The 19,699-nt window shown below is 70.9% G+C and carries 18 protein-coding genes and 1 riboswitch; of the genes, 11 read left to right on the top strand and 7 right to left on the bottom strand.

What is annotated here, in order from left to right; all coding sequences use genetic code 11:
* Positions 1-108: 108 nt before the first annotated feature.
* The 3 genes from FHX73_RS08190 (at position 109) to FHX73_RS08180 (ending at position 3,482) form a co-directional block, all read left to right on the top strand.
* Positions 109-1,377, top strand: coding sequence for a L,D-transpeptidase (locus FHX73_RS08190; protein ID WP_246213418.1), 1,269 nt, complete (start codon positions 109-111; stop codon positions 1,375-1,377).
* Positions 1,378-1,599: 222 nt separating this feature from the next.
* Positions 1,600-2,844, top strand: a complete 1,245-nt coding sequence (locus FHX73_RS08185; protein WP_145904352.1) for a L,D-transpeptidase — start codon at positions 1,600-1,602, stop codon at positions 2,842-2,844.
* A 182-nt stretch (positions 2,845-3,026) separates the two neighbouring features.
* On the top strand, positions 3,027-3,482 hold the full coding sequence (locus tag FHX73_RS08180; RefSeq protein ID WP_342795287.1) for an ATP-binding protein: 456 nt from the start codon (positions 3,027-3,029) through the stop codon (positions 3,480-3,482).
* A gap of 63 nt (positions 3,483-3,545) precedes the next feature.
* Here FHX73_RS08180 and FHX73_RS08175 read toward each other — a convergent pair whose 3' ends face one another.
* From FHX73_RS08175 to gcvT, 4 genes are all read right to left on the bottom strand, one after another.
* Positions 3,546-4,913 carry an L-serine ammonia-lyase gene (locus FHX73_RS08175; RefSeq protein WP_145904350.1) on the bottom strand — a complete coding sequence of 456 codons (1,368 nt, stop codon included), beginning with the start codon at positions 4,911-4,913 and terminating at the stop codon, positions 3,546-3,548.
* 145 nt (positions 4,914-5,058) lie between these two features.
* The gene (gene glyA / locus FHX73_RS08170) at positions 5,059-6,327 is read right to left on the bottom strand and encodes a serine hydroxymethyltransferase (RefSeq protein WP_145904349.1); all 1,269 of its coding nucleotides are present in this window, start codon (positions 6,325-6,327) and stop codon (positions 5,059-5,061) included.
* A 112-nt stretch (positions 6,328-6,439) separates the two neighbouring features.
* Positions 6,440-6,820, bottom strand: a complete 381-nt coding sequence (gcvH, locus tag FHX73_RS08165; RefSeq protein ID WP_145904348.1) for a glycine cleavage system protein GcvH — start codon at positions 6,818-6,820, stop codon at positions 6,440-6,442.
* Positions 6,821-6,926: 106 nt separating this feature from the next.
* Positions 6,927-8,045, bottom strand: coding sequence for a glycine cleavage system aminomethyltransferase GcvT (gene gcvT / locus FHX73_RS08160; RefSeq protein WP_145904347.1), 1,119 nt, complete (start codon positions 8,043-8,045; stop codon positions 6,927-6,929).
* Positions 8,046-8,194: 149 nt separating this feature from the next.
* A riboswitch (glycine riboswitch) is annotated at positions 8,195-8,298 on the bottom strand.
* Positions 8,299-8,418: 120 nt separating this feature from the next.
* Between gcvT and FHX73_RS08155 the strand changes: the two genes are divergently transcribed.
* The 7 genes from FHX73_RS08155 (at position 8,419) to FHX73_RS08125 (ending at position 16,621) form a co-directional block, all read left to right on the top strand.
* Complete coding sequence (locus tag FHX73_RS08155) at positions 8,419-9,210, top strand: enhanced serine sensitivity protein SseB (RefSeq protein WP_145904346.1); 792 nt, start codon at positions 8,419-8,421, stop codon at positions 9,208-9,210.
* Between the two features lie 110 nt (positions 9,211-9,320).
* Positions 9,321-10,166, top strand: coding sequence for an enhanced serine sensitivity protein SseB C-terminal domain-containing protein (locus FHX73_RS08150; RefSeq protein ID WP_425461370.1), 846 nt, complete (start codon positions 9,321-9,323; stop codon positions 10,164-10,166).
* 388 nt (positions 10,167-10,554) lie between these two features.
* Positions 10,555-11,538: an ABC transporter permease gene (locus FHX73_RS08145; RefSeq protein WP_145904345.1), complete on the top strand. Its 984-nt coding sequence runs from the start codon at positions 10,555-10,557 to the stop codon at positions 11,536-11,538.
* Between the two features lie 52 nt (positions 11,539-11,590).
* Entirely contained in the window at positions 11,591-13,360 is a 1,770-nt protein-coding gene (locus FHX73_RS08140; RefSeq protein ID WP_145904344.1) for an ABC transporter substrate-binding protein, read from the top strand.
* A gap of 111 nt (positions 13,361-13,471) precedes the next feature.
* Positions 13,472-14,482 carry an ABC transporter permease gene (locus tag FHX73_RS08135; protein WP_145904343.1) on the top strand — a complete coding sequence of 337 codons (1,011 nt, stop codon included), beginning with the start codon at positions 13,472-13,474 and terminating at the stop codon, positions 14,480-14,482.
* 11 nt (positions 14,483-14,493) lie between these two features.
* The gene (locus FHX73_RS08130) at positions 14,494-15,540 is read left to right on the top strand and encodes an ABC transporter ATP-binding protein (protein ID WP_246213417.1); all 1,047 of its coding nucleotides are present in this window, start codon (positions 14,494-14,496) and stop codon (positions 15,538-15,540) included.
* Between the two features lie 22 nt (positions 15,541-15,562).
* Entirely contained in the window at positions 15,563-16,621 is a 1,059-nt protein-coding gene (locus FHX73_RS08125; protein ID WP_145904341.1) for an ABC transporter ATP-binding protein, read from the top strand.
* Here the strand turns inward: FHX73_RS08125 and FHX73_RS08120 are convergent.
* The gene (locus tag FHX73_RS08120; RefSeq protein WP_145904340.1) at positions 16,618-17,274 is read right to left on the bottom strand and encodes a hypothetical protein; all 657 of its coding nucleotides are present in this window, start codon (positions 17,272-17,274) and stop codon (positions 16,618-16,620) included. The two genes, FHX73_RS08125 and FHX73_RS08120, sit on opposite strands and share 4 nt — an antisense overlap.
* On the bottom strand, positions 17,274-17,897 hold the full coding sequence (locus tag FHX73_RS08115; protein ID WP_145904339.1) for a hypothetical protein: 624 nt from the start codon (positions 17,895-17,897) through the stop codon (positions 17,274-17,276). Before FHX73_RS08115 ends, FHX73_RS08120 begins: the two co-directional genes overlap by 1 nt.
* A 172-nt stretch (positions 17,898-18,069) precedes the next feature.
* Between FHX73_RS08115 and FHX73_RS08110 the strand changes: the two genes are divergently transcribed.
* A complete protein-coding gene (locus tag FHX73_RS08110) occupies positions 18,070-18,729 on the top strand; it encodes a trimeric intracellular cation channel family protein (protein WP_145904338.1) in 660 nt (219 codons plus the stop codon).
* A gap of 15 nt (positions 18,730-18,744) precedes the next feature.
* Here the strand turns inward: FHX73_RS08110 and FHX73_RS08105 are convergent, their stop codons facing one another.
* Positions 18,745-19,563 carry an IclR family transcriptional regulator gene (locus FHX73_RS08105; RefSeq protein WP_145904337.1) on the bottom strand — a complete coding sequence of 273 codons (819 nt, stop codon included), beginning with the start codon at positions 19,561-19,563 and terminating at the stop codon, positions 18,745-18,747.
* Positions 19,564-19,699: the final 136 nt, after the last annotated feature.

Below are 19,699 nucleotides of genomic sequence, written 5' to 3'. Positions count from 1 at the left end.
CACGGGCCTCCCGCCGAAGATTCACTCATCCGGCCCAGTTATTCTTGCGCTCGCGCGCGCCCGGAGCGGCGCGCGGTCAGGGACTTTTCAATGGGAGGGGCCACTCCAGTGGAGCCGGTTCAGGCGGCGGATGCCGCGAGAGGGAGCAGCACGGTCAGGTCCGTCCTGCGACGGACCACCGCAGCGCTGCTGGCGGGCGGGGTGCTGGTGCTGGCCACCGCCTGCGGGCCGGACGACACCAAGGCGAGCGGTTCCGGGTCGAGCGGCGGCGGTAGCGGGAGTTCCTCCGCCCCGGGCACGCCCGGTTCGGCGGCCTCGCCGAAGGTCTCGGCGGCGCAGCTGAGCGTCGACCCGAAGGACGGCGCCACCGATGTCGCGCCCAACGGCGCCCTCAAGGTGTCGGTGGCCGACGGCAAGCTGACCCAGGTCACGGTGGCCGACAAGAACGGCACCGCGGTGCAGGGCTCGATAGCCGCCGACGGCTCCAGCTGGAGCCCGTCCGGCCCGCTCTCGGTCGGCACGGTCTACCAGGTGACCGCCCAGGCGGTGGACGCCAGCGGCCAGCAGGCCGCGCTGAACAGCAGCTTCACCACGCTGACCCCGGGCAAGACGGTCGCGATCAACGACAACATCACCACCGGCTCCACCTACGGCGTCGGCATGATCGTCTCGGTGAACTTCACCAAGGACATCACCAACAAGGCCGACGTCCTCAAGGGCATCACCTTCGAGGCCTCGGACGGCAGCCAGCTGAAGGGCCACTGGTTCGGCAACCGCCGGGTCGACTTCCGGCCGCAGGCCTTCTGGAAGTCGGGCACCACGGTCAAGGTCCACTACAAGCTGAAGAGCACCGAGGTCGCCTCGGGCGTCTACGGCCTGGACCGGGACGAGTCCTTCACCATCGGCCGCTCGCAGATCTCCACCGCGGACGCGTCCACCGACAAGATGACCGTGGTCCGGGACGGCCAGACGATCGAGACCCTGCCGATCACGGCCGGCAACGACCAGAACCCGTCCTACAACGGCACCATGGTGATCAAGGAGAAGGACCCGACCACCCGGATGAACTCCGCCACCGTGGCCAACGTGGTGGGCGGCGAGTACGACGTGCCGGACGTCCCGCACGCGATGCGCCTCACCGACTCGGGCACCTACGTGCACGGCAACTACTGGAGCAGCGCGTTCGGCGTCTCCAACGCCAGCCACGGGTGCATCGGCCTGCAGGACGCCAAGGGCGGCGACAACAACTCGGTGGCCGGGAAGTTCTACAACTCCTCGCTGATCGGCGACGTGGTGATCATCAAGGGCGCCAAGGGCAAGACGGTCTCCGGCGACAACGGCTGGAGCGGCTGGACGATCCCGTGGGCCAGCTGGTGATCCGCTGACAGTTCAGCACCGAAGTGCAACGCGGGGCCCGCACCGGACGTCTTCTGGTGCGGGCCCCGCGGTCGTTTTCCGGGCGGCCGTCCGGATCCGGCGTTCGACCGGGGTCCGTGCGACAAGAATCCGGTGTAACAATCGGGCGATCGCCCGGCCACCAGGAACCGGGCGGTGGTCCGCGGCGTGTGGGCAGTAGGGGACGAACAAGGAGAGCAGAGAATGCGTTCGATACGGGTGGGCGCGGCGCTGGCGGTCGGTGGCACGCTGCTGCTGGCCACCACGGCCTGCGGCGGCGGCACGGGACACAGCGCGGACGCCAAGCCGGCCGCCGGCGGCGGGGGCCAGAGCGCCCCGGCACAGGGCGGCAGCGGCGGCAGCAGCGCCCCGGCGGCCTCGCCGAGCGCCTCGGCCGCGGTGGTGGACATCGAGCCCAAGGACGGCACCCAGGGCGCCGCGCCGAACGCGCTCAAGGTCGGGGTGAACGACGGCAAGCTGACCCAGGTCTCGGTCACCGACAAGAACGGCACCACCGTCCAGGGCAGCATCTCCGCCGACGGCACCAGCTGGGTGCCCGCCGGCGGCCTCTCGGTCGCCGACTCCTACCAGGTGAAGGCCCAGGCCACCGACGCCAAGGGCGTCTCCACCACGGCCACCAGCGCCTTCACCACGCTGACCCCGAACAAGACCTCGCGCAGCCAGGACAACGTGGTCACCGGCTCCACCTACGGCGTCGGCATGATCGTCTCCTTCGACTTCGGCATGTCGGTCCAGAACAAGCAGGCGGTCCAGTCCGGCATCACCTTCGACGCCTCGGACGGCACCCAGGTCAAGGGCCACTGGATGGGCAGCCAGCGGCTCGACATCCGCCCGCAGAACTTCTGGAAGCCGGGCACCAAGGTCACCGTGCACGTGCGGCTGAAGAGCGTCGAGGTCGCCCCGGGCGTCTACGGCAACTCGGACCGCGACGAGTCCTTCACCATCGGCCGCTCGCAGATCTCCACGGTGGACGCCGGCGCGCACACCATGACCGTGCAGACCGACGGCCAGCCGAACCAGACCATCCCGATCAGCTCCGGCTCGGACGAGCACCCGACCTACAACGGCACCATGGTGATCGAGGCCAAGGAGGGCACCGCCCACATGACCTCGGCCTCCGTGCCGGGCCTCAAGCCGGGCGAGTACGACCTGGAGGTGCCGCACTCGATGCGGCTGACCGACTCGGGCACCTACGTGCACGGCAACAACTGGTCCTCGCACGGCACCTTCGGGACGGCGAACGTCAGCCACGGCTGCGTCGGCCTGGAGGACGCGCCGGGCGACCAGGGCGGCACGGACACCCCCGCGGCGAAGTTCTACGCCGCCTCGCTGGTGGGAGATGTGGTGAAGGTCGTCAACTCCAAGGGCGCCCAGGTGGCCCCGGACAACGGCCTGAGCGGCTGGAACATGGACTGGAGCACCTGGTAGGGCGACCCAATCCGGTCGGGTCATATGCCAGTTGAATAGTGATCGTTTCGTCATTGTCAGTACGCGGGCGGGTGCGAACCGCGATGATGGTGCGCATGGCGGGATGGGGCGAAGTCGATCAGTCATCACCTCTCGGGCTCGGCCTGGCGGCTGACGCCCCCTCAGGACCGGTCAGGTCCGCGTTGGCGGACCTGGAGCGGCTCTCCGCGTGGGAGCTGGAACGGGTCGTGCTGCCCCGGCTGCGCGACCCGGCCGGGGACGAGGAGGTGCGGCTGCCGGCCCGGGGCGAGTCCGGGCCGCTGGCCCGCCGCCTGGTGCTCTCCGTCATGCAGTCCTGGGGCCTGCAGCCGCTGCTGGAGATCGGCGAGTTACTCACCGCCGAGCTGGTCGCCAACGCCGTCCGGCACACCGGCGGGCGCACCTTCGGCCTCAAGCTGCACCGCCGCCCCGGCTGGCTCCGGGTCGAGGTGCGCGACTCCTCCCGCGCCCTGCCCTGCCTGATCGTCGCCGAACCGGGCCTGACCGAGTACGGCCGCGGCCTGCTCGTCGTCGACACCCTGGCCGACCGCTGGGGGGCCGACCTGCTGCCGCGCGGCAAGGCCGTCTGGTTCGAACTGAAGGTGCGCGAGCGCTCCTGACCTCCCCCGAACGCGTGAGGGCCCCGCGGCGGTTGCCGCGGGGCCCTTCACACGTCCAGGGGATCAGCACTCGATGACGTTGACGGCCAGGCCGCCGCGGCTGGTCTCCTTGTACTTGACCTTCATGTCGGCGCCGGTCTCCTTCATCGTCTTGATCGCCTTGTCCAGCGAGACGTGGTGGCGGCCGTCGCCGCGCAGCGCCATCCGGGCGGCGGTGACGGCCTTGACCGAGGCCATGCCGTTGCGCTCGATGCACGGGATCTGGACCAGGCCGCCGACCGGGTCGCAGGTCAGGCCGAGGTTGTGCTCGATGCCGATCTCGGCGGCGTTCTCCACCTGCTCGGGGGAGCCGCCGAGCACCTCGGCCAGGCCGCCGGCCGCCATCGAGCAGGCCGAGCCGACCTCGCCCTGGCAGCCGACCTCGGCGCCGGAGATCGAGGCGTTCTCCTTGAAGAGCATGCCGATCGCACCGGCCGCCAGCAGGAACCGGACGATGCCGTCCTCGTCCGCGCCCTGCACGAAGTTCTGGAAGTAGTGCAGCACCGCGGGGATGATCCCGGCCGCGCCGTTGGTCGGCGCGGTGACCACCCGCTGGCCGGAGGCGTTCTCCTCGTTCACCGCCATCGCGTAGAGGGTGACCCACTCCATCGCGTTGGCCGGGCCGATGCCCTCCGCGCGCAGCGCCCGGGCGCCGGAGGCGGCCCGGCGGCGCACCTTCAGGCCGCCCGGCAGGATGCCCTCGCGGGACATGCCGGCCGAGACGCACTCCTTCATGACCGCCCAGATCTCCAGCAGCCCGGTCCGGATCTCCTCCTCGGTGCGCCAGGCCTTCTCGTTCTCCAGCATCAGGCCGGAGATCGACAGCCCGGTCTCCCGGGTCTGCCGCAGCAGCTCCTCGCCGGTGCGGAAGGGGTAGCGCAGCTGGGTGTCGTCCGGCACCACGCGGTCGGCGCCGATCGCGTCCTCGTCCACCACGAAGCCGCCGCCGACCGAGTAGTAGGTCTTGGCGAGCAGCTCGGTGCCGGCCGCGTCGTGCGCGGCCAGGGTCATCCCGTTGGCGTGGTACGGCAGCGACTTGCGCCGGTGCAGCACCAGCTGGAGGTCGGGGTCGAAGTCGATCGTGTGGGTGCCGAGCAGTGCGATCCGGCGGTCCGCCCGGATCCGCTCGACGTCCAGGTCGGCCTTGGCGACGTCCACCGTGCGCGGCGACTTGCCCTCCAGGCCGAGCAGCACCGCCTTCGGGGTGCCGTGGCCGTGGCCGGTGGCGCCGAGCGAGCCGAACAGCTCGGCCTTGACCGAGGCCACCTGCTCCAGCAGGCCCTCGGAGCGCAGCCGGCGGGCGAACATCCGGGCGGCCCGCATCGGTCCGACGGTGTGCGAGCTGGAGGGGCCGATGCCGATGGAGAAGAGGTCGAAGACGCTGATGGCCACGGGGGACGTCCTTGTCTGGTCTCGTGGACCGGAAAAAGTGCGGGAGGACACGGCACGGGGCACCGGCTCACGTTCCAGTGTGCGCGGTGCCCCGGTGGATCGGGCCGGGCCGACGGGGGTGACGTCGGCCACGGCCCGAGGAGGCTCAGAGCCCCGGGTAGAGCGGGTACTTCTCGGCGAGCGCGGTGACCCGGGCGGCCAGCGCGGTCTTCTTGGCCTCGTCGAAGCCCGGCAGCAGGGCCTCGGCGATGACGTCGGCGACCTCGGTGAAGTCCTCGGCCCGGAAGCCGCGGGTGGCCAGCGCCGGGGTGCCGATCCGCAGGCCGGAGGTGACCATCGGCGGGCGCGGGTCGTTCGGCACGGCGTTGCGGTTGACCGTGATGCCGACCTCGTGCAGGCGGTCCTCGGCGTCCTGGCCGTTCAGCTCGCTGTTGCGCAGGTCGACCAGGACCAGGTGCACGTCGGTGCCGCCGGACAGCACCGAGACGCCGGCCGCCTTGGCGTCGTCCTGGAGCAGGCGGGCGGCCAGGATCTTGGCGCCCTCCAGGGTGCGCGCCTGGCGCTCCTTGAAGTCCTCGGAGGCCGCGACCTTGAAGGCGACCGCCTTGGCGGCGATCACGTGCTCCAGCGGGCCGCCCTGCTGGCCGGGGAAGACCGCGGAGTTGATCTTCTTGGCCAGCTCGGCCTTGGAGAGGATCACGCCACCGCGCGGACCGCCCAGGGTCTTGTGGGTGGTGGTGGTGACCACGTCGGCGTACGGCACCGGCGAGGGGTGCAGGCCGGCCGCGACCAGGCCGGCGAAGTGCGCCATGTCCACCATCAGGTAGGCGCCGACCTCGTCGGCGATCCGGCGGAACTCGGCGAAGTCGAGCTGGCGCGGGTAGGCGGACCAGCCGGCCACGATCAGCTTGGGCTGGTTCTCCTTGGCGAGGCGCTCGACCTCCTCCATGTCGACCAGGCCGGTCTGCTCGTCCACGTGGTACGCGACCACGTTGTAGAGCTTGCCGGAGAAGTTGATCTTCATGCCGTGGGTCAGGTGGCCGCCGTGCGCCAGGTTCAGGCCCAGGATGGTGTCGCCCGGCTGGATCAGCGCGAACATCGCGGCGGCGTTGGCCTGCGCGCCGGAGTGCGGCTGCACGTTGGCGGCCTCGGCGCCGAACAGCGCCTTGATCCGGTCGATGGCCAGCTGCTCGACCACGTCGACGTGCTCGCAGCCGCCGTAGTAGCGCTTGCCGGGGTAGCCCTCGGCGTACTTGTTGGTCAGCACCGAGCCCTGGGCCTCCATGACCGCCACCGGGGCGAAGTTCTCGGAGGCGATCATCTCCAGGGTGCTCTGCTGGCGGCGCAGCTCGGCGTCGACCGCGGCGGCGATCTCCGGGTCGAGGTCGTGCAGGGATTCGTTCAGAACCGTCATGGGGGCGTCTTCCCATCGGAGCGGTCGCGCGTGGCACGCCTGGGCGGGCGACGGGCGAGGGTGAGAGCAAGGCTTGCGGGCGGCCGCCGCGCTGCGGCCGCCCGGCGCTCGGTCAGGAGCCGGTGAACGCGCTGTACTCGTCGGCGCTCATCAGGTCGGCCTGGGCCTCGGTGACCTTGAGCTTGAAGAGCCAGCCGCCCTCGAAGGCGGCCGCGTTGACCAGGGCCGGCTCGTCGGTGAGGGTCTCGTTGACCTCGACGACCTCGCCGGAGGCGGGGGAGTAGAGGTCGCTGACCGACTTGGTGGATTCGAGCTCGCCGCAGGTCTCGCCGGCGGTGACGGTGTCCCCGACGGCGGGCAGCTGCACGTAGACGATGTCGCCGAGGGCGGTGGCCGCGTGCTCGGTGATGCCGACGGTCGAGACCCCGTCAGCGTCGGCGGCGGTCAGCCACTCGTGCTCCTTGCTGTACTGCAGGTTCTGCGGGTTGCTCATGATGCTCATTCTCCAGGATGGGAAGCGGGTACGAGGGAGCTGTCCGCACGCCGGACGACGGGGTCCGGCGGGCGGGACGGCGACTGCGCTGCGGGGTGGCGGAGGGTCAGCGGGCGCGCTTGTAGAACGGCAGCGCGACGACCTCGACCGGCTCGTGCTTGCCGCGCACGTCCACCGCGACGGCGCTGCCGGGGGCCGCGTGGGCGGCGTCCAGGTAGGCGATGGCGATCGGCTTGCCCAGCGTGGGGGAGGGCGCGCCGGAGGTGATCCGGCCGATCGGGGTGCCCTCGGCGTCGACCACGGCGTACTCGGCGCGCGGCACCCGCTTGCCCTCGGAGACCAGGCCGACCAGCTTGCGCGGAGGGTTGGCCTCGGCCTGGGCGGCGGCCGCCTCCAGCGCCTTGCGGCCGACGAACTCGCCGCCGTTGGTGGTCTTGTCGAACCGGACCACCCGGCCCAGGCCGGCGTCGAACGGGGTCAGCGAGGTGTCCAGCTCGTGCCCGTAGAGCGGCATGCCGGCCTCCAGGCGCAGCGTGTCGCGGCAGGACAGGCCGGCCGGCACCAGGCCGTGCGGCGCGCCGGCCTCGGTGAGCGCCTGCCACAGGTGCTCGGCGTCGGCGGGGGCGCAGAAGATCTCGAAGCCGTCCTCGCCGGTGTACCCGGTGCGGGCCAGCCAGACCTGCTTGTCCGCGACGGTGGCGGGCAGCAGCGCGTAGTACTTGAGGCCGGGCAGGTCGGCGTCGGTGACCGAGGAGAGGATCGCGTTGGCCGCCGGGCCCTGCACCGCGAGCAGCGCGTAGGCGTCCCGGTCGTCGCGGACCACGGCGTCGAAGCCGGCCGCGCGCTCGGTCAGCGCGTCGAGCACCACCTGGGCGTTGGAGGCGTTGGCGACCACCATGTACTCGTGCTCGGCGGTCCGGTAGACGATCAGGTCGTCCAGGATGCCGCCGTCCTCGCGGCAGATCATGGTGTAGCGGGCGCGCAGCACGCCGAGCGCGGAGATGAAGCCGACCAGCGCGTGGTCCAGCAGCTCGCCGGCCTGCGGGCCGGAGACGGTGATCTCGCCCATGTGGGAGAGGTCGAAGAGACCGGCCTTGGTGCGGACGGCGAGGTGCTCCTCGCGCTCGCTGCCGTAGCGCAGCGGCATGTCCCAGCCGGCGAAGTCGGTCATGGTGGCGCCGAGGGCGCGGTGCAGCGCGTCGAGCGCGGTCAGGCGCACGGACATGGCGGGACTCCCGAATCTGGAAACAGGCAGGCTGGGGTGGAGTCTCCCCGTCTGTCGTCACAACCTGAGAGCTTCACCGCCACCAGGATGGCGCGGCTTGCACCGTGGGTGGGCGCACGGCACGGCCGTGTTCCACTTTCCAGATTCGCCTCGCCCGTGCGGTATCGGGTGCCTGAGAGATTCCGGGGAGGACTTGCTCCTTCGGCGCCGGTCCGTGCCTGACGGCACCTCCGGACTCTCCCGCGCGGGTTCGAGCGGCCAGTATGTCGACGTGCGGGCACGTCGTCTTTGTTGAGCGCGCACATCATCGCACGCCTGTCCGCCTGATGGGAGAGGGGGCGGGCGGTGAGGGGCCGACCGGTACCCTGCTGCGGTGGAGACTCAGGGGTTGGCGGGGGCGGAGCAGCAGCAGCTCGTCGGGGGCGGCTGGCCGGCGAACGAGCTGGAGCAGGTGCTGTCCGCGGCGATCGGCGACCCGGGCGCGACGCCGCGGGTGGTCGAGGTGCTGGCGCGCAGTCAGATCTGGATCCCGCTGCCGGCCGGTGTCGACCCCTCGGGTCTGGGCCTGGACCTGCCGACCGTGGAGCTGGCCGGCGCGCCCTACGTGCCGGTGTTCTCCTCCGAGGAGCAGTTCGTCAAGCACGCGCCCGGGCTGAGCTGCGCGGTCGCGCCGGCCTGGGAGTTCGCCCGGGGCCTGCCGCTGGGGATCGGGATCGCGGTGAACCCGCAGGCGCCGGTGGGCATCCCGATCCCGCCGGAGGGGGTCGGCGAGCTGCGCCGCGGGCCGCGCGAGCACCGCGCGGAGGCGGTCGGCGGCGGGCCGGTCGGCCAGGGCGCCCGGGTGGCGCTGCGCGAGCCGGAGCCGCACGAGGAGCCGGTCGCCTTCCTGGCGGCGGTGCGGGCGGAGCTGGCCGCGCTGCCGGGGGTGCTGACGGCGCGTCGGGCGCTGGCCTCGGTGGAGGGCGAGGCGACCGTGATGTTCGTCGGCGTCCAGTTGGACCAGGGCGCCCCGGCGGACCCGGCGCAGGCGAACGCCGCGATCGGCCGGGCGCTGGGCGCGGCCCCGCTGCCGGGGGAGGTGCACATCGTGCTGCTGGACCTGGCGGCGGACCCGGTGGTGGACTGGATGCTGCACCGGGTCGCGCCGTTCTACCAGCGGGGTTGAGCGGGCGCGGGCATGCCGCGATGACGGGCGTCACCCGGGCGCCGTAGGGTGCTGGCGAGAGCGCGGCAGCAGGTGCGGGCGGCAGTGGGCACAAGGAGAGAAGGACAGCGGTGACGACGGGACCGGTGGGCGGCGCGGGGCCGTGGGGCACGGCCCCGGGCGCGGACCCCGCGGCCCTGGAGCGGGCGCTGGGCGAGGTCGCCCCGGAGCGGTACGAGGCCTACGAGCAGTTGCTCCGGGAGCTGGCCGCGGGCCGGGTCTGGATGCTGCTCTGGCAGGGCAGTCCGGGCAGCCCGGACGCGCAGTACGGGAACATGGAGATCGGCGGCCTGGGTTACGCGCCGGCCGTCACCTCGCCCGAGCAGTTGGCCGCCAGCGGCTGGACCAGGGCGCACGAGGTGATCACCGGCAAGGAGATCGCCACCTCGCTGTACCGCTCCCGCTGGGGCCTGTGGCTGAACCCGCACGCGCCGGGCGGCGGGGTCGGCGTGCCCTGGGCCGACCTGCGCCGGGTGGCCGCCGGGCTGGAGCGGCTGCCGGCCGGCCCGCTGCGCCTGAGCGATCCGCAGCTGGCCGGTACCGAGGCGTTCTTCGGGCTGCTGGCGCACCAGGCGCCGTCGGTGCGGCCGGTCCGGGCGCTGCGCCGGGCCTGGGTGCAGCCGGTCCTCGGCGAGCCGTACCTGGCGATCGGGCTGGAGCTGTACGACACCTCGCCGCCGGCGGTGGAGGCGGTGCGGGCGCTGATGCAGCGGGCGATCGGTCAGGCGCCGCACGGGCTGGCCGTCTCGACGGTGGCGATGAGCGACGACTTCGACCCGGTGGCGCTGTGGATGCGGGCCAACTCCCGGCCGTTCTACCACCGTGAGGCGACTCCGCCGCCGGCCGTGCCGTCGTACCCGACGGGTTACGGCTACCCGGGGCAGGGCTGGCCGCAGCAGCCGTGGCCGGGGCGTTGACCTGAGCGAGAGTTGAGCGTGCGTTGAGCGTACGTCGAGATTTCGGCGCCCGGACCGCAGGACGGTCCGGGCGCTTCGCGTTCCCGCTGAAGATCGATCTGACGGATCGTCAATCAAGGCGCGGGGCAAGTGGATCAAGAGTTTCCAGAGGGAAAATTCTGGACGAGTGGGTTTAGTGATCTTCGATTTCGGTAGATCACAGTTGGGCATCCTTCACCAACCAGGGGTGGCGCCGTGCTGGCGGGTGCGTGAAGAGTTCAGCGCACCGCACCAGTCGAGCAGACCGCACGAGCTTGGTTCCCGGGTCCTGACCAGGACCTGACAGTGCCATGTCCTCCTGCGGGCTGCCATGGGCCGACAACCGTCGGCGAGGGGACGCCAACTGCCCATGAGCACACCGACCGACACCACACCAGCCGCTCCCGGAGCGGCTGCCCCCGGGGGGACCCCGATCGAGGGCCGATCGCTCGGCCGGATCGCCTGGCAGCGCTTCAAGCGCGACAAGGCCGCCGTGGCCGGCGGCATCGTGGTCATCTTGCTGGTGCTGCTGGCCGTGCTGGCCAAGCCGATCGAGTCCGCCTTCGGCCTCGACCCGAACGCCCAGAACACCGACCTGCTCAACGCCGACCTCGGCGGCATCCCGAACGGCTCGTTCGGCGGCATGAGCACCAGTCACCTGCTCGGCGTGGATCCCGAGTTGGGCCGTGACCTGCTCTCCCGGATCATCGAGGGGTCCTGGGTCTCGCTGCTGGTCGCCTTCGGCGCCACCGTGCTCTCCAACACCATCGGCACCGTGCTGGGCGTCGTCGCCGGCTACTACGGCGGCTGGGTGGACACCGCGATCAGCAGGGTGATGGACACCTTCCTGGCCTTCCCGCTGCTGCTCTTCGCGATCTCCATCTCGGCCTCGCTGCAGGGCGGCGCGTTCGGGATGCACGGACTGCCGCTGCACATCTCGGTGCTGATCTTCGTCATCGGCTTCTTCAACTGGCCCTACATGGGCCGGATCGTGCGCGGGCAGACGCTCTCGCTGCGCGAGCGGGAGTTCGTCTTCGCGGCCCGCTCGCTGGGCGCCCGCGGCCCGTTCATCCTGTTCAAGGAGCTGCTGCCGAACCTGGTCGGCCCGATCCTGGTCTACTCGACCCTGCTGATCCCGACCAACATCCTGTTCGAGGCCGGCCTGAGCTTCCTCGGCGTCGGCATCCAGCCGCCGCAGGCCTCCTGGGGCGGGATGATGAACGACGCGATCCACTACTACCAGGTCGACCCGGAGTACCTCGTCGTCCCGGGCCTGGCGATCTTCGTCACCGTGCTGGCGTTCAACCTGCTCGGCGACGGACTGCGCGACGCGCTCGACCCGCGCAGCAACTGACCTTTCGTCAAGTCCCTCAGCTCACACCACACTCCAAGGGGTTGATCCTGCTATGCGCCGATCCCGTACCCTCGCGCTGGCCGCGGCGGCCGTCACCGCCGCCCTGGCAGTGAGCGGCTGCTCCAGTAGTGCCAAGGGGGGTTCCACGAGCCCGTCCAACAGCGCCTCCGGGGCGAACGCCGCCACCACGGGGATCGTCAACGCGTCCGACCACAAGGGCGGCACGGTGACCTACGAGATGAAGGGCACCCCGGACTCCCTCGACCCGGGGAACACGTACTACGCCTACATCTACAACTTCTCCCGGCTGTACGCCCGCCCGCTGACCACCTTCGCGCCCGGCCCGGGCAAGGACGGCGACAAGCTGGTGCCCGATCTGGCCTCCGGCATGGGCCAGGCGAGCGACGGCGGCAAGACCTGGACCTACCACCTGCGCAGCGGCCTGAAGTACGACGACGGCACCCCGATCACCTCGAAGGACGTCAAGTACGCGGTCGAGCGCAGCAACTTCGCGCCCGCGGTGAACTCCAACGGGCCGACCTACTTCCAGGAACTGCTGGTCGACAACCCCACGCCGTACCAGGGCCCGTACACCGACAAGAGCCCCGACGGCCTGAAGTCGATCGAGACCCCGGACGACACCACCATCGTCTTCCACCTCAAGCAGCCGTTCGCCGAGTTCGACTACCTGGTGAGCGCGCCGCAGACCGCCCCGGTCCCGCAGTCCAAGGACGACGGCGCCAACTACGTCAAGCACATCGTCTCCAGCGGCTCCTACAAGTTCCAGTCCTACGACGACGGCAAGGGCGCCACCCTGGTGCCCAACACGAACTGGGACCCGAGCACCGACCCGATCCGCAAGCAGCTCGCGGACAAGATCGTGCTCAAGGAGAACATCGACCAGGCCACCGTCGACAACGACCTGATGTCCGGCAACGCCCAGGTCGACCTGGTGGGCGGCGGCGTCGACCCGCAGACCCAGGCGAAGATCCTGCTCGACCCCTCCCTCAAGGCGCAGACCGACAACTCCTACGGCGGCCGGCTGACCTACCTGGCGCTCAACACCCACCAGGCGCCGCTGGACAACGTGGACTGCCGCAAGGCCGTCGAGTACGCGATCGACAAGGTCGCGGTGCAGACCGCCCAGGGCGGCCCGATCCGCGGCGCCATCGCCTCCACCGTGCTGCCGCCGGACATCCCGGGCCAGCAGCCCTTCAACGACTACGCGACCCCCGGTGACAAGGGCGACGACGCCAAGGCGAAGCAGGAGCTGGCGGCCTGCGGCCACCCGAACGGCTTCCACACCGTGATCACCGCGCGCACCGAGCGCACCCAGGAGGTCAACGGCGCCCAGGCGATCCAGGCCGCGCTGGCCAAGGTCGGCATCCAGCTGGACATCCAGCAGTACCCGCAGGGCAAGTACTTCACCGACTACGCGGGCGTGCCGAACTTCATCAACGGCAACGGCGTCGGCATGATGATGATGCAGTGGGGCGCCGACTGGCCGAGCGGCTACGGCTTCCTGCAGCAGATCACCGACGGCCGGGCGATCAAGCAGTCCGGCAACAGCAACATCGCCCAGCTGAGCGACCCGGCGATCGACAAGCTGCTGGACGACGCGGGCTCGAACACCGACCCGAACGCCCGCAACGCCGACTACGCCCAGATCGACAAGCTGACCATGGGCGACGCCGCCTACGTGCCGCTGACCGACTTCAAGGTCTTCCTGTACCGGCCGAAGAACGCCACCAACCTGGTCTCCACCTCGGCCTTCAACGGCGAGTACGACTACCTCAACATCGGTACCACCAACAACAGCTGAGCGCCCGGCTCACCATCCCCTGAAGGCAGGTGAAGGCGACCGGAGCCCCGTCCCCGGCAGCGGCCCCACGAAGGCCGCGGCCGGGGCCGGGACGCCCCAAGCCGTACAACTGTGTTGGCCTACATCATCCGCAGGACGTTCGCCGCCGTGGTGCTGCTGCTGGTCGTCAGCGCGGTCACCTTCGGCATCTTCTTCCTGCTCCCGCGCCTGGCGGGCGAGACCACCGACCAGCTCGCCGCCCAGTACATCGGCAAGAACCCGAGCCCCGACGCGCTGCTCGCGGTGAAGAAGAACCTCGGGTTCGACCAGCCGCTGTACGTCCAGTTCGGACGGTTCATCAAGCAGATCTTCGCCGGGGCCCAGTACAAGTACGGCCCGGACGCGACCACCTGCCACGTGCCGTGCTTCGGCTACTCGTTCAAGAACCACATCGAGGTCTGGCCGGAGATCGAGAGCCGGATCCCGGTGACCTTCTCGCTGGCGATCGGCGCCGCGGTGATCTGGCTGCTCTCGGGCGTGGCGACCGGCGTGGTCTCGGCGCTGAAGCCGAAGTCCATCTTCGACCGGTTCTCGATGGGCGTCGCGCTGGCCGGCGTCTCGCTGCCGATCTTCTTCACCGGGGCGCTGCTGCACTACCTGTTCAGCTACAAGTGGAACGTCTTCGGCGACCTGCACTACGTCAACTTCACGGATGACCCGATCAGTTGGGCGACCAACCTGATCCTGCCGTGGATCTCGCTGGCCTTCCTCTACTCCGCGCTCTACGCCCGGCTCACCCGGGCCGGGATGCTGGAGACGATGAGCGAGGACTACATCCGCACCGCCCGGGCCAAGGGCCTGCCGGAGCGCCAAGTGGTGGTCCGGCACGGGCTGCGGGCCGCGCTCACCCCGATCCTGACCATCTTCGGCATGGACCTGGGCCTGCTGCTCGGCGGCGCGGTGATCACCGAGCAGGTCTTCTCGATGCAGGGCATCGGCTTCTTCGCGGTCTCCGCGATCTCCGACAACGACCTGCCGAAGATCCTCGGCGTCACCATGATCGCCGCCTTCTTCATCGTGCTGTGCAACCTGCTGGTGGACCTCCTGTACGCCGTCATCGACCCCCGGGTGAGGCTCTCGTGATCGTCGAACCCGTGACCGACCGCCGCGACACCGCCGGCGACGCCTTCCTGTCGGTGCGCGACCTGCGGATCCACTTCGACACCGACGACGGCCTGGTGAAGTCCGTCGACGGGGTCAGCTTCGACCTGGCCCGCGGCCGCACCCTGGGCATCGTCGGCGAGTCCGGCTCCGGGAAGTCCGTCACCTCCCTGGGCATCATGGGCCTGCACCGCTCCAAGCGGGCCCGGATCAGCGGGGAGATCTGGCTGGACGGCCAGGAGCTGGTGTCGGCCGAGTCGGAAGCGGTGCGCAAGCTGCGCGGACGCTCGATGGCGATGATCTTCCAGGACCCGCTGACCGCGATGCACCCCTACTACACGGTGGGTGCGCAGATCGTCGAGGCCTTCCGGGTGCACCACCCCGACGCCTCCAAGAAAATCGCCCGGAAGCGGGCGGTCGAGATGCTCGACCGGGTCGGCATCCCGCAGCCGGACCGCCGGGTGGACGACTACCCGCACCAGTTCTCCGGCGGCATGCGCCAGCGCGCGATGATCGCGATGGCGCTGGTCAACGACCCCGCGCTGCTGATCGCCGACGAGCCGACCACCGCGCTCGACGTCACCGTGCAGGCGCAGATCCTCGACCTGATCCGCGACCTCCAGCAGGAGTTCCACTCGGCGGTGATCATCATCACCCACGACCTCGGCGTGGTGGCCGAGCTGGCCGACGACATCATGGTGATGTACGGCGGGCGGTGCGTGGAGCGCGGGCCGGCCGAAACCCTCTTCGACGCGCCCGAACACCCCTACACCTGGGGCCTGCTGGGATCCATGCCGCGGCTCGACCGGGCACTGCAGGACCGCCTGGTGCCGGTCCGCGGCACCCCGCCGAGCCTGATCAACGTGCCCAGCGGGTGCGCCTTCCACCCGCGCTGCCCGTACGCCGACCGGACCGGCGGACGCTCGCAGGCCGACCTGCCGGTGCTCGCCGAGGCGGCCCCGGGCCACTTCGCGGCCTGCCACCTGCCGGCCTCCGACCGCCACCGGATCTTCGCCGAAGAGATCGCCCCGCGGCTCTGAACTACCTTGGGACTGACTGAACATGACGGACACTCAGAGCGACAAGCAGAGCGTTGTGCTGGACAAGTCCAAGCCGGTCGGCGAGCCGCTGCTGCGGGTCACCGACCTCCAGCGGCACTTCCCGATCAAGGGCGGCCTGCTGCGCGGCGGCAAGGGCGCGGTGCGCGCGGTGGACGGGATCAGCTTCTCGGTCAACGCCGGTGAGACGCTCGGCGTGGTCGGGGAGTCCGGCTGCGGCAAGTCCACCATGGGGCGCCTCGTCACCCGGCTCGACGAACCGACCGGCGGCAAGGTCGAGTTCGAGGGCCGGGACATCACCCACCTGTCCACCGGAGCGATGCGGCCGCTGCGCAAGGACATCCAGATCATCTTCCAGGACCCGTACTCCTCGCTAAACCCCCGGCACACCGTCGGCACCATCGTCGGCGCGCCGTTCAAGCTGCAGAAGGTGGCCACCGAGCACGGCGTGAAGCGCGCGGTCCAGGACCTGCTGGAGCTGTGCGGCCTCAACCCCGAGCACTACAACCGCTACCCGCACGAGTTCTCCGGCGGCCAGCGGCAACGCATCGGCATCGCCCGGGCGTTGGCGCTCAAGCCGAAGATGGTGGTGGCCGACGAGCCGGTCTCCGCACTGGACGTGTCGATCCAGGCCCAGGTGGTCAACCTGCTGGACGACCTGCAGCGCGAACTCGGCCTGACCTACCTGATCATCGCCCACGACCTCTCGGTGGTCCGGCACGTCTCGGACCGGGTGGCCGTGATGTACCTCGGCAAGATCGTCGAGATCGCCGACCGCGAATCCCTCTACGCCGGCCCCGCGCACCCGTACACCAAGGCCCTGATGTCGGCGGTCCCCGTGCCGGACCCGCGGCGCAAGGAGCGCCGCGAGCGCATCCTGCTGACCGGAGACGTGCCCTCGCCGATCAACCCGCCGAGCGGGTGCCGCTTCCGCACCCGGTGCTGGAAGGCGCAGGACATCTGCGCGAGCGAGGAGCCGCAGCTCGTCGAGCAGCGGCCGGGGCACCAGGCGGCGTGCCACTTCCCGGAGGACGCGCCGGTGGGCGTGCCGGAGGCCGTCTAGCGTTCGCGCTCCGGCTCGGTCCGGGCGGGCCCCGCGGCCCGCAGGCCGAGCCGGAGGGCCCGCCAGACCGCCAGCTCGAACAGGGCCACCGAGACGCCGACGACGCCGAGGTCCACCGGGATGTCGCCGAAGTCGGTGTCGGCGGCCCCCGGGGCCAGCCAGCCGCTCGGGTCCACCAGCAGTTCCAGGGTGGTGCCCTGGGACTGCGGGCCCTCGCACCCCAGGCCGACGATGTCGGTGTGGTCCATCGCCCGGCCGTCGGTGCGCCGGACCTTGCAGTGGTAGACCGGGCCGCCCTTGCCCTGCTCCTTCGACACCGAGGTGACCAGCACCTCGGTGCGCTGCCCCTGACTGTGCATCAGCTCAGCCTGGAACAGCATCCCGCCGCCGAACATGATCGCCACCGAGGTGACCAGCCCGGCGAAGAACAGCCAGACCTTCTGGGCGATGACGATCAGCAGCGAGATCGCCACGGCCATGGTCAGCGCGCCGAGGAAGAGCGCCGGCACGAACCCGTACGGGCCGGTGCCGAGCAGCCCGATGGCCAGCATCAGCAGCGGGGAGAGCGCGGCGTACACGGTGAGCCGCTTCACCGTGCGGGGTGGGAAGCCGGCGCTCTTGCGCTTGGCCGCCTTGTCCGCCTTGGCCGCCATCAGCAACCCGCGCCCTCGGCGGTGGTCCGCCGCAGCCCCTTGACCCGGGCCCGCCAGACCAGCAGCTCGAACAGCACCAGCACCACCGGGATCGCGCCGGCGGCGACGTCGATCCCGCTGTAGTCGGTGTCGGCCGGCTGCGGAGAGGACCAGCCGTACGGGTCGACCAGCACCGTCTCGGTGTCCCCGACCGAGCCGGGCCCGTCGCAGAAGTCGCCGCCCATCTGGTTGTGCTTCAGCGGCTTGCCGTCCACCCGCTCCAGGTAGCAGGTGTACACCGGGTTCCCGTTCTTGTCGTGGCCCGTCTTCACCGAGGTGACCCGCACGTCCACCTGCTGCCCCTGGTGCGCCAGCACCTCGCCCTGCAGGATCAGCCCGGGCCCCGCGATCGAGGCGATGCCCAGCACCACCCCGCCGACCATCAGCCAACCGCTGGGCGCGGCGTACATGACCATCACCATGGTCGCGATCAGGGCGACCGTCCCGCCGATGATCCCGAGCCCGCTCCAGTCCGGGTTCGCGATCAGCAGGGAGAGGCCGATGATCAACGGCGGCCCGAAGAAGGCCATGGCGGTGAGCCGGCGGACCTGCCGGGGTGTCGTGGCGTTCGCGGTTCTGGGCACGGCCGACAGTGTGACGAACGGCGGCGCCGGGTGGAAGGGCAGGGTCCGAATTACCCCGAGGGCTGTGCGGTGGCGGTGGCGGGTCCGGGCGATTTCGACAGGTCCGTCCGCCATCCGGTCGACCCGGTCGCGCGATTCGGAGGATTTCCGTCCGAACGGTGACACTAGGGCGGTGACCTCGCAGATCTTCAGCCACGACGTCCAGCAGACGCTGGACCTGATCGGCATCTTCGTCTTCGCCCTGTCCGGTGGGCTGCTCGCCGTCCGCAAGAACATGGACATCTTCGGGATCTGCGTGCTGGCCGAGGTCACCGCGCTGGGCGGCGGGGTGTTGCGGGACGTGTTGATCGGGGCGGTGCCGCCGGCCGCGTTCACCAATACCGGGTACTTCGTGACGCCGCTGGCCGCCGGGCTCGTGGTGTTCTTCCTGCATCCCGAGGTGGAGCGGATCAACCGGAGCATCCAGACCCTGGACGCGCTGGGGCTCGGGCTGTTCTGCGTGACCGGGACGGCCAAGGCGCACGACTACGGGCTGGGCACGGTGCCCTCGATCGCGCTCGGCATGCTGACGGCGGCCGGGGGCGGGGTGGTGCGCGACGTGCTGGCGCAGGAGACGCCCGCGCTGCTGCGCTGGGACCGGGAGATCTACGCGGTGCCGGCGCTGGTCGGCGCCACGATCGTGGCGCTGCTGATCGCGCACGGCCACTTGACCACGATCACCGCGACCAGTGCGGCGATGGTCGCCTTCGTGCTGCGGATGCTGGCGCTGAAGTACGGTTGGCGGGCCCCGCGGGCCTGGCACCGCAACGGCTCGCGGGTGAGCGAGGACTGAGGGGTGCTCTAGGGATCAGCTGACGGTGCGGGCCGCGTGCTTGTCGCCGCAGCGGTTCTCGCACCAGCGCGGAGTGGGGGAGCCGCCGTAGGCGAGCGAGACCGCTTCGACGGTGCAGAGCAGTTCGGGCAGCAGGCGGTTCAGCTCGGAGACCGGGCCGACCGCGGTGGGCACCGCGATGGTGCAGGCGGCGATCGCCTTGCCGTCGTTGCCGCGGATCGGGGCGGCCAGGCAGTTGACCGCGGGGGAGTACTCGGCGTGGTCCAGCGACCAGCCCTGGCGGCGCACCGCGGCCAGCTCGGCGTGCAGCTCCACCGCCGACCGCAGGCTGCGCGGGGTGCGGGCCGGGAAGTCGGCCCGCTCGACCAGGCCGGCGAGTTGATCCTCCGCCAGGTCCGCGAGCAGCACCCGGCCGGCCGCGGTGGCCACGGCTGGGGCCCGGCGGCCGATCCGGGACTGCTCGCCCAACCAGCTGTCGTCCGGCGCGGGGTAGCGGGCCTCCACCTTGTCGATGAAGAGCACCTCGTCGCCGTCCAGGATCGCCAGGTGCACGGTGTGGCCGTAGCGTTCGCTCAGCGAGGCCAGGTAGGGCGCGGTCACCTGCCGCACGTCGATGCCCTCCAGCGCGCTGTGCGCCAGCGAGAGCAACCGCCCGCCGAGCCGGTAGCGGTGGTCGGCCTGGCGCTGCACGAAGCCGTGCTCCTCCAGGGTGCGCAGCAGCCGCAGCGCGGTGGACTTGTGCACGCCGATCCGGTTCGCGGCCTGTTCCAGCGAGGCCGGGCCGTCGCCGAGCGAGGCGAGCACGGTCAGCGCCCGGTCCACGGTCTGAGACATCGTGGATCCCACCCCTTCAACGAGCCCTGGTTCCCCGTGGAGCAGGAGGCTAACTGCGCGTTGCAGCCCGTGCAATGGCCAAACCGTGACGTGCGGTCGGGCGGCCGATCCCCGGCCGCGCCGGGGCGGCCCTACA

Source organism: Kitasatospora viridis (genome assembly GCF_007829815.1).
In the GTDB taxonomy this organism is placed as follows: Bacteria; Actinomycetota; Actinomycetes; order Streptomycetales; family Streptomycetaceae; genus Kitasatospora; species Kitasatospora viridis.
The sequence above is the reverse complement of the archived record's forward strand: the minus strand, read 5'-3'. Positions and strand labels throughout refer to the sequence as shown.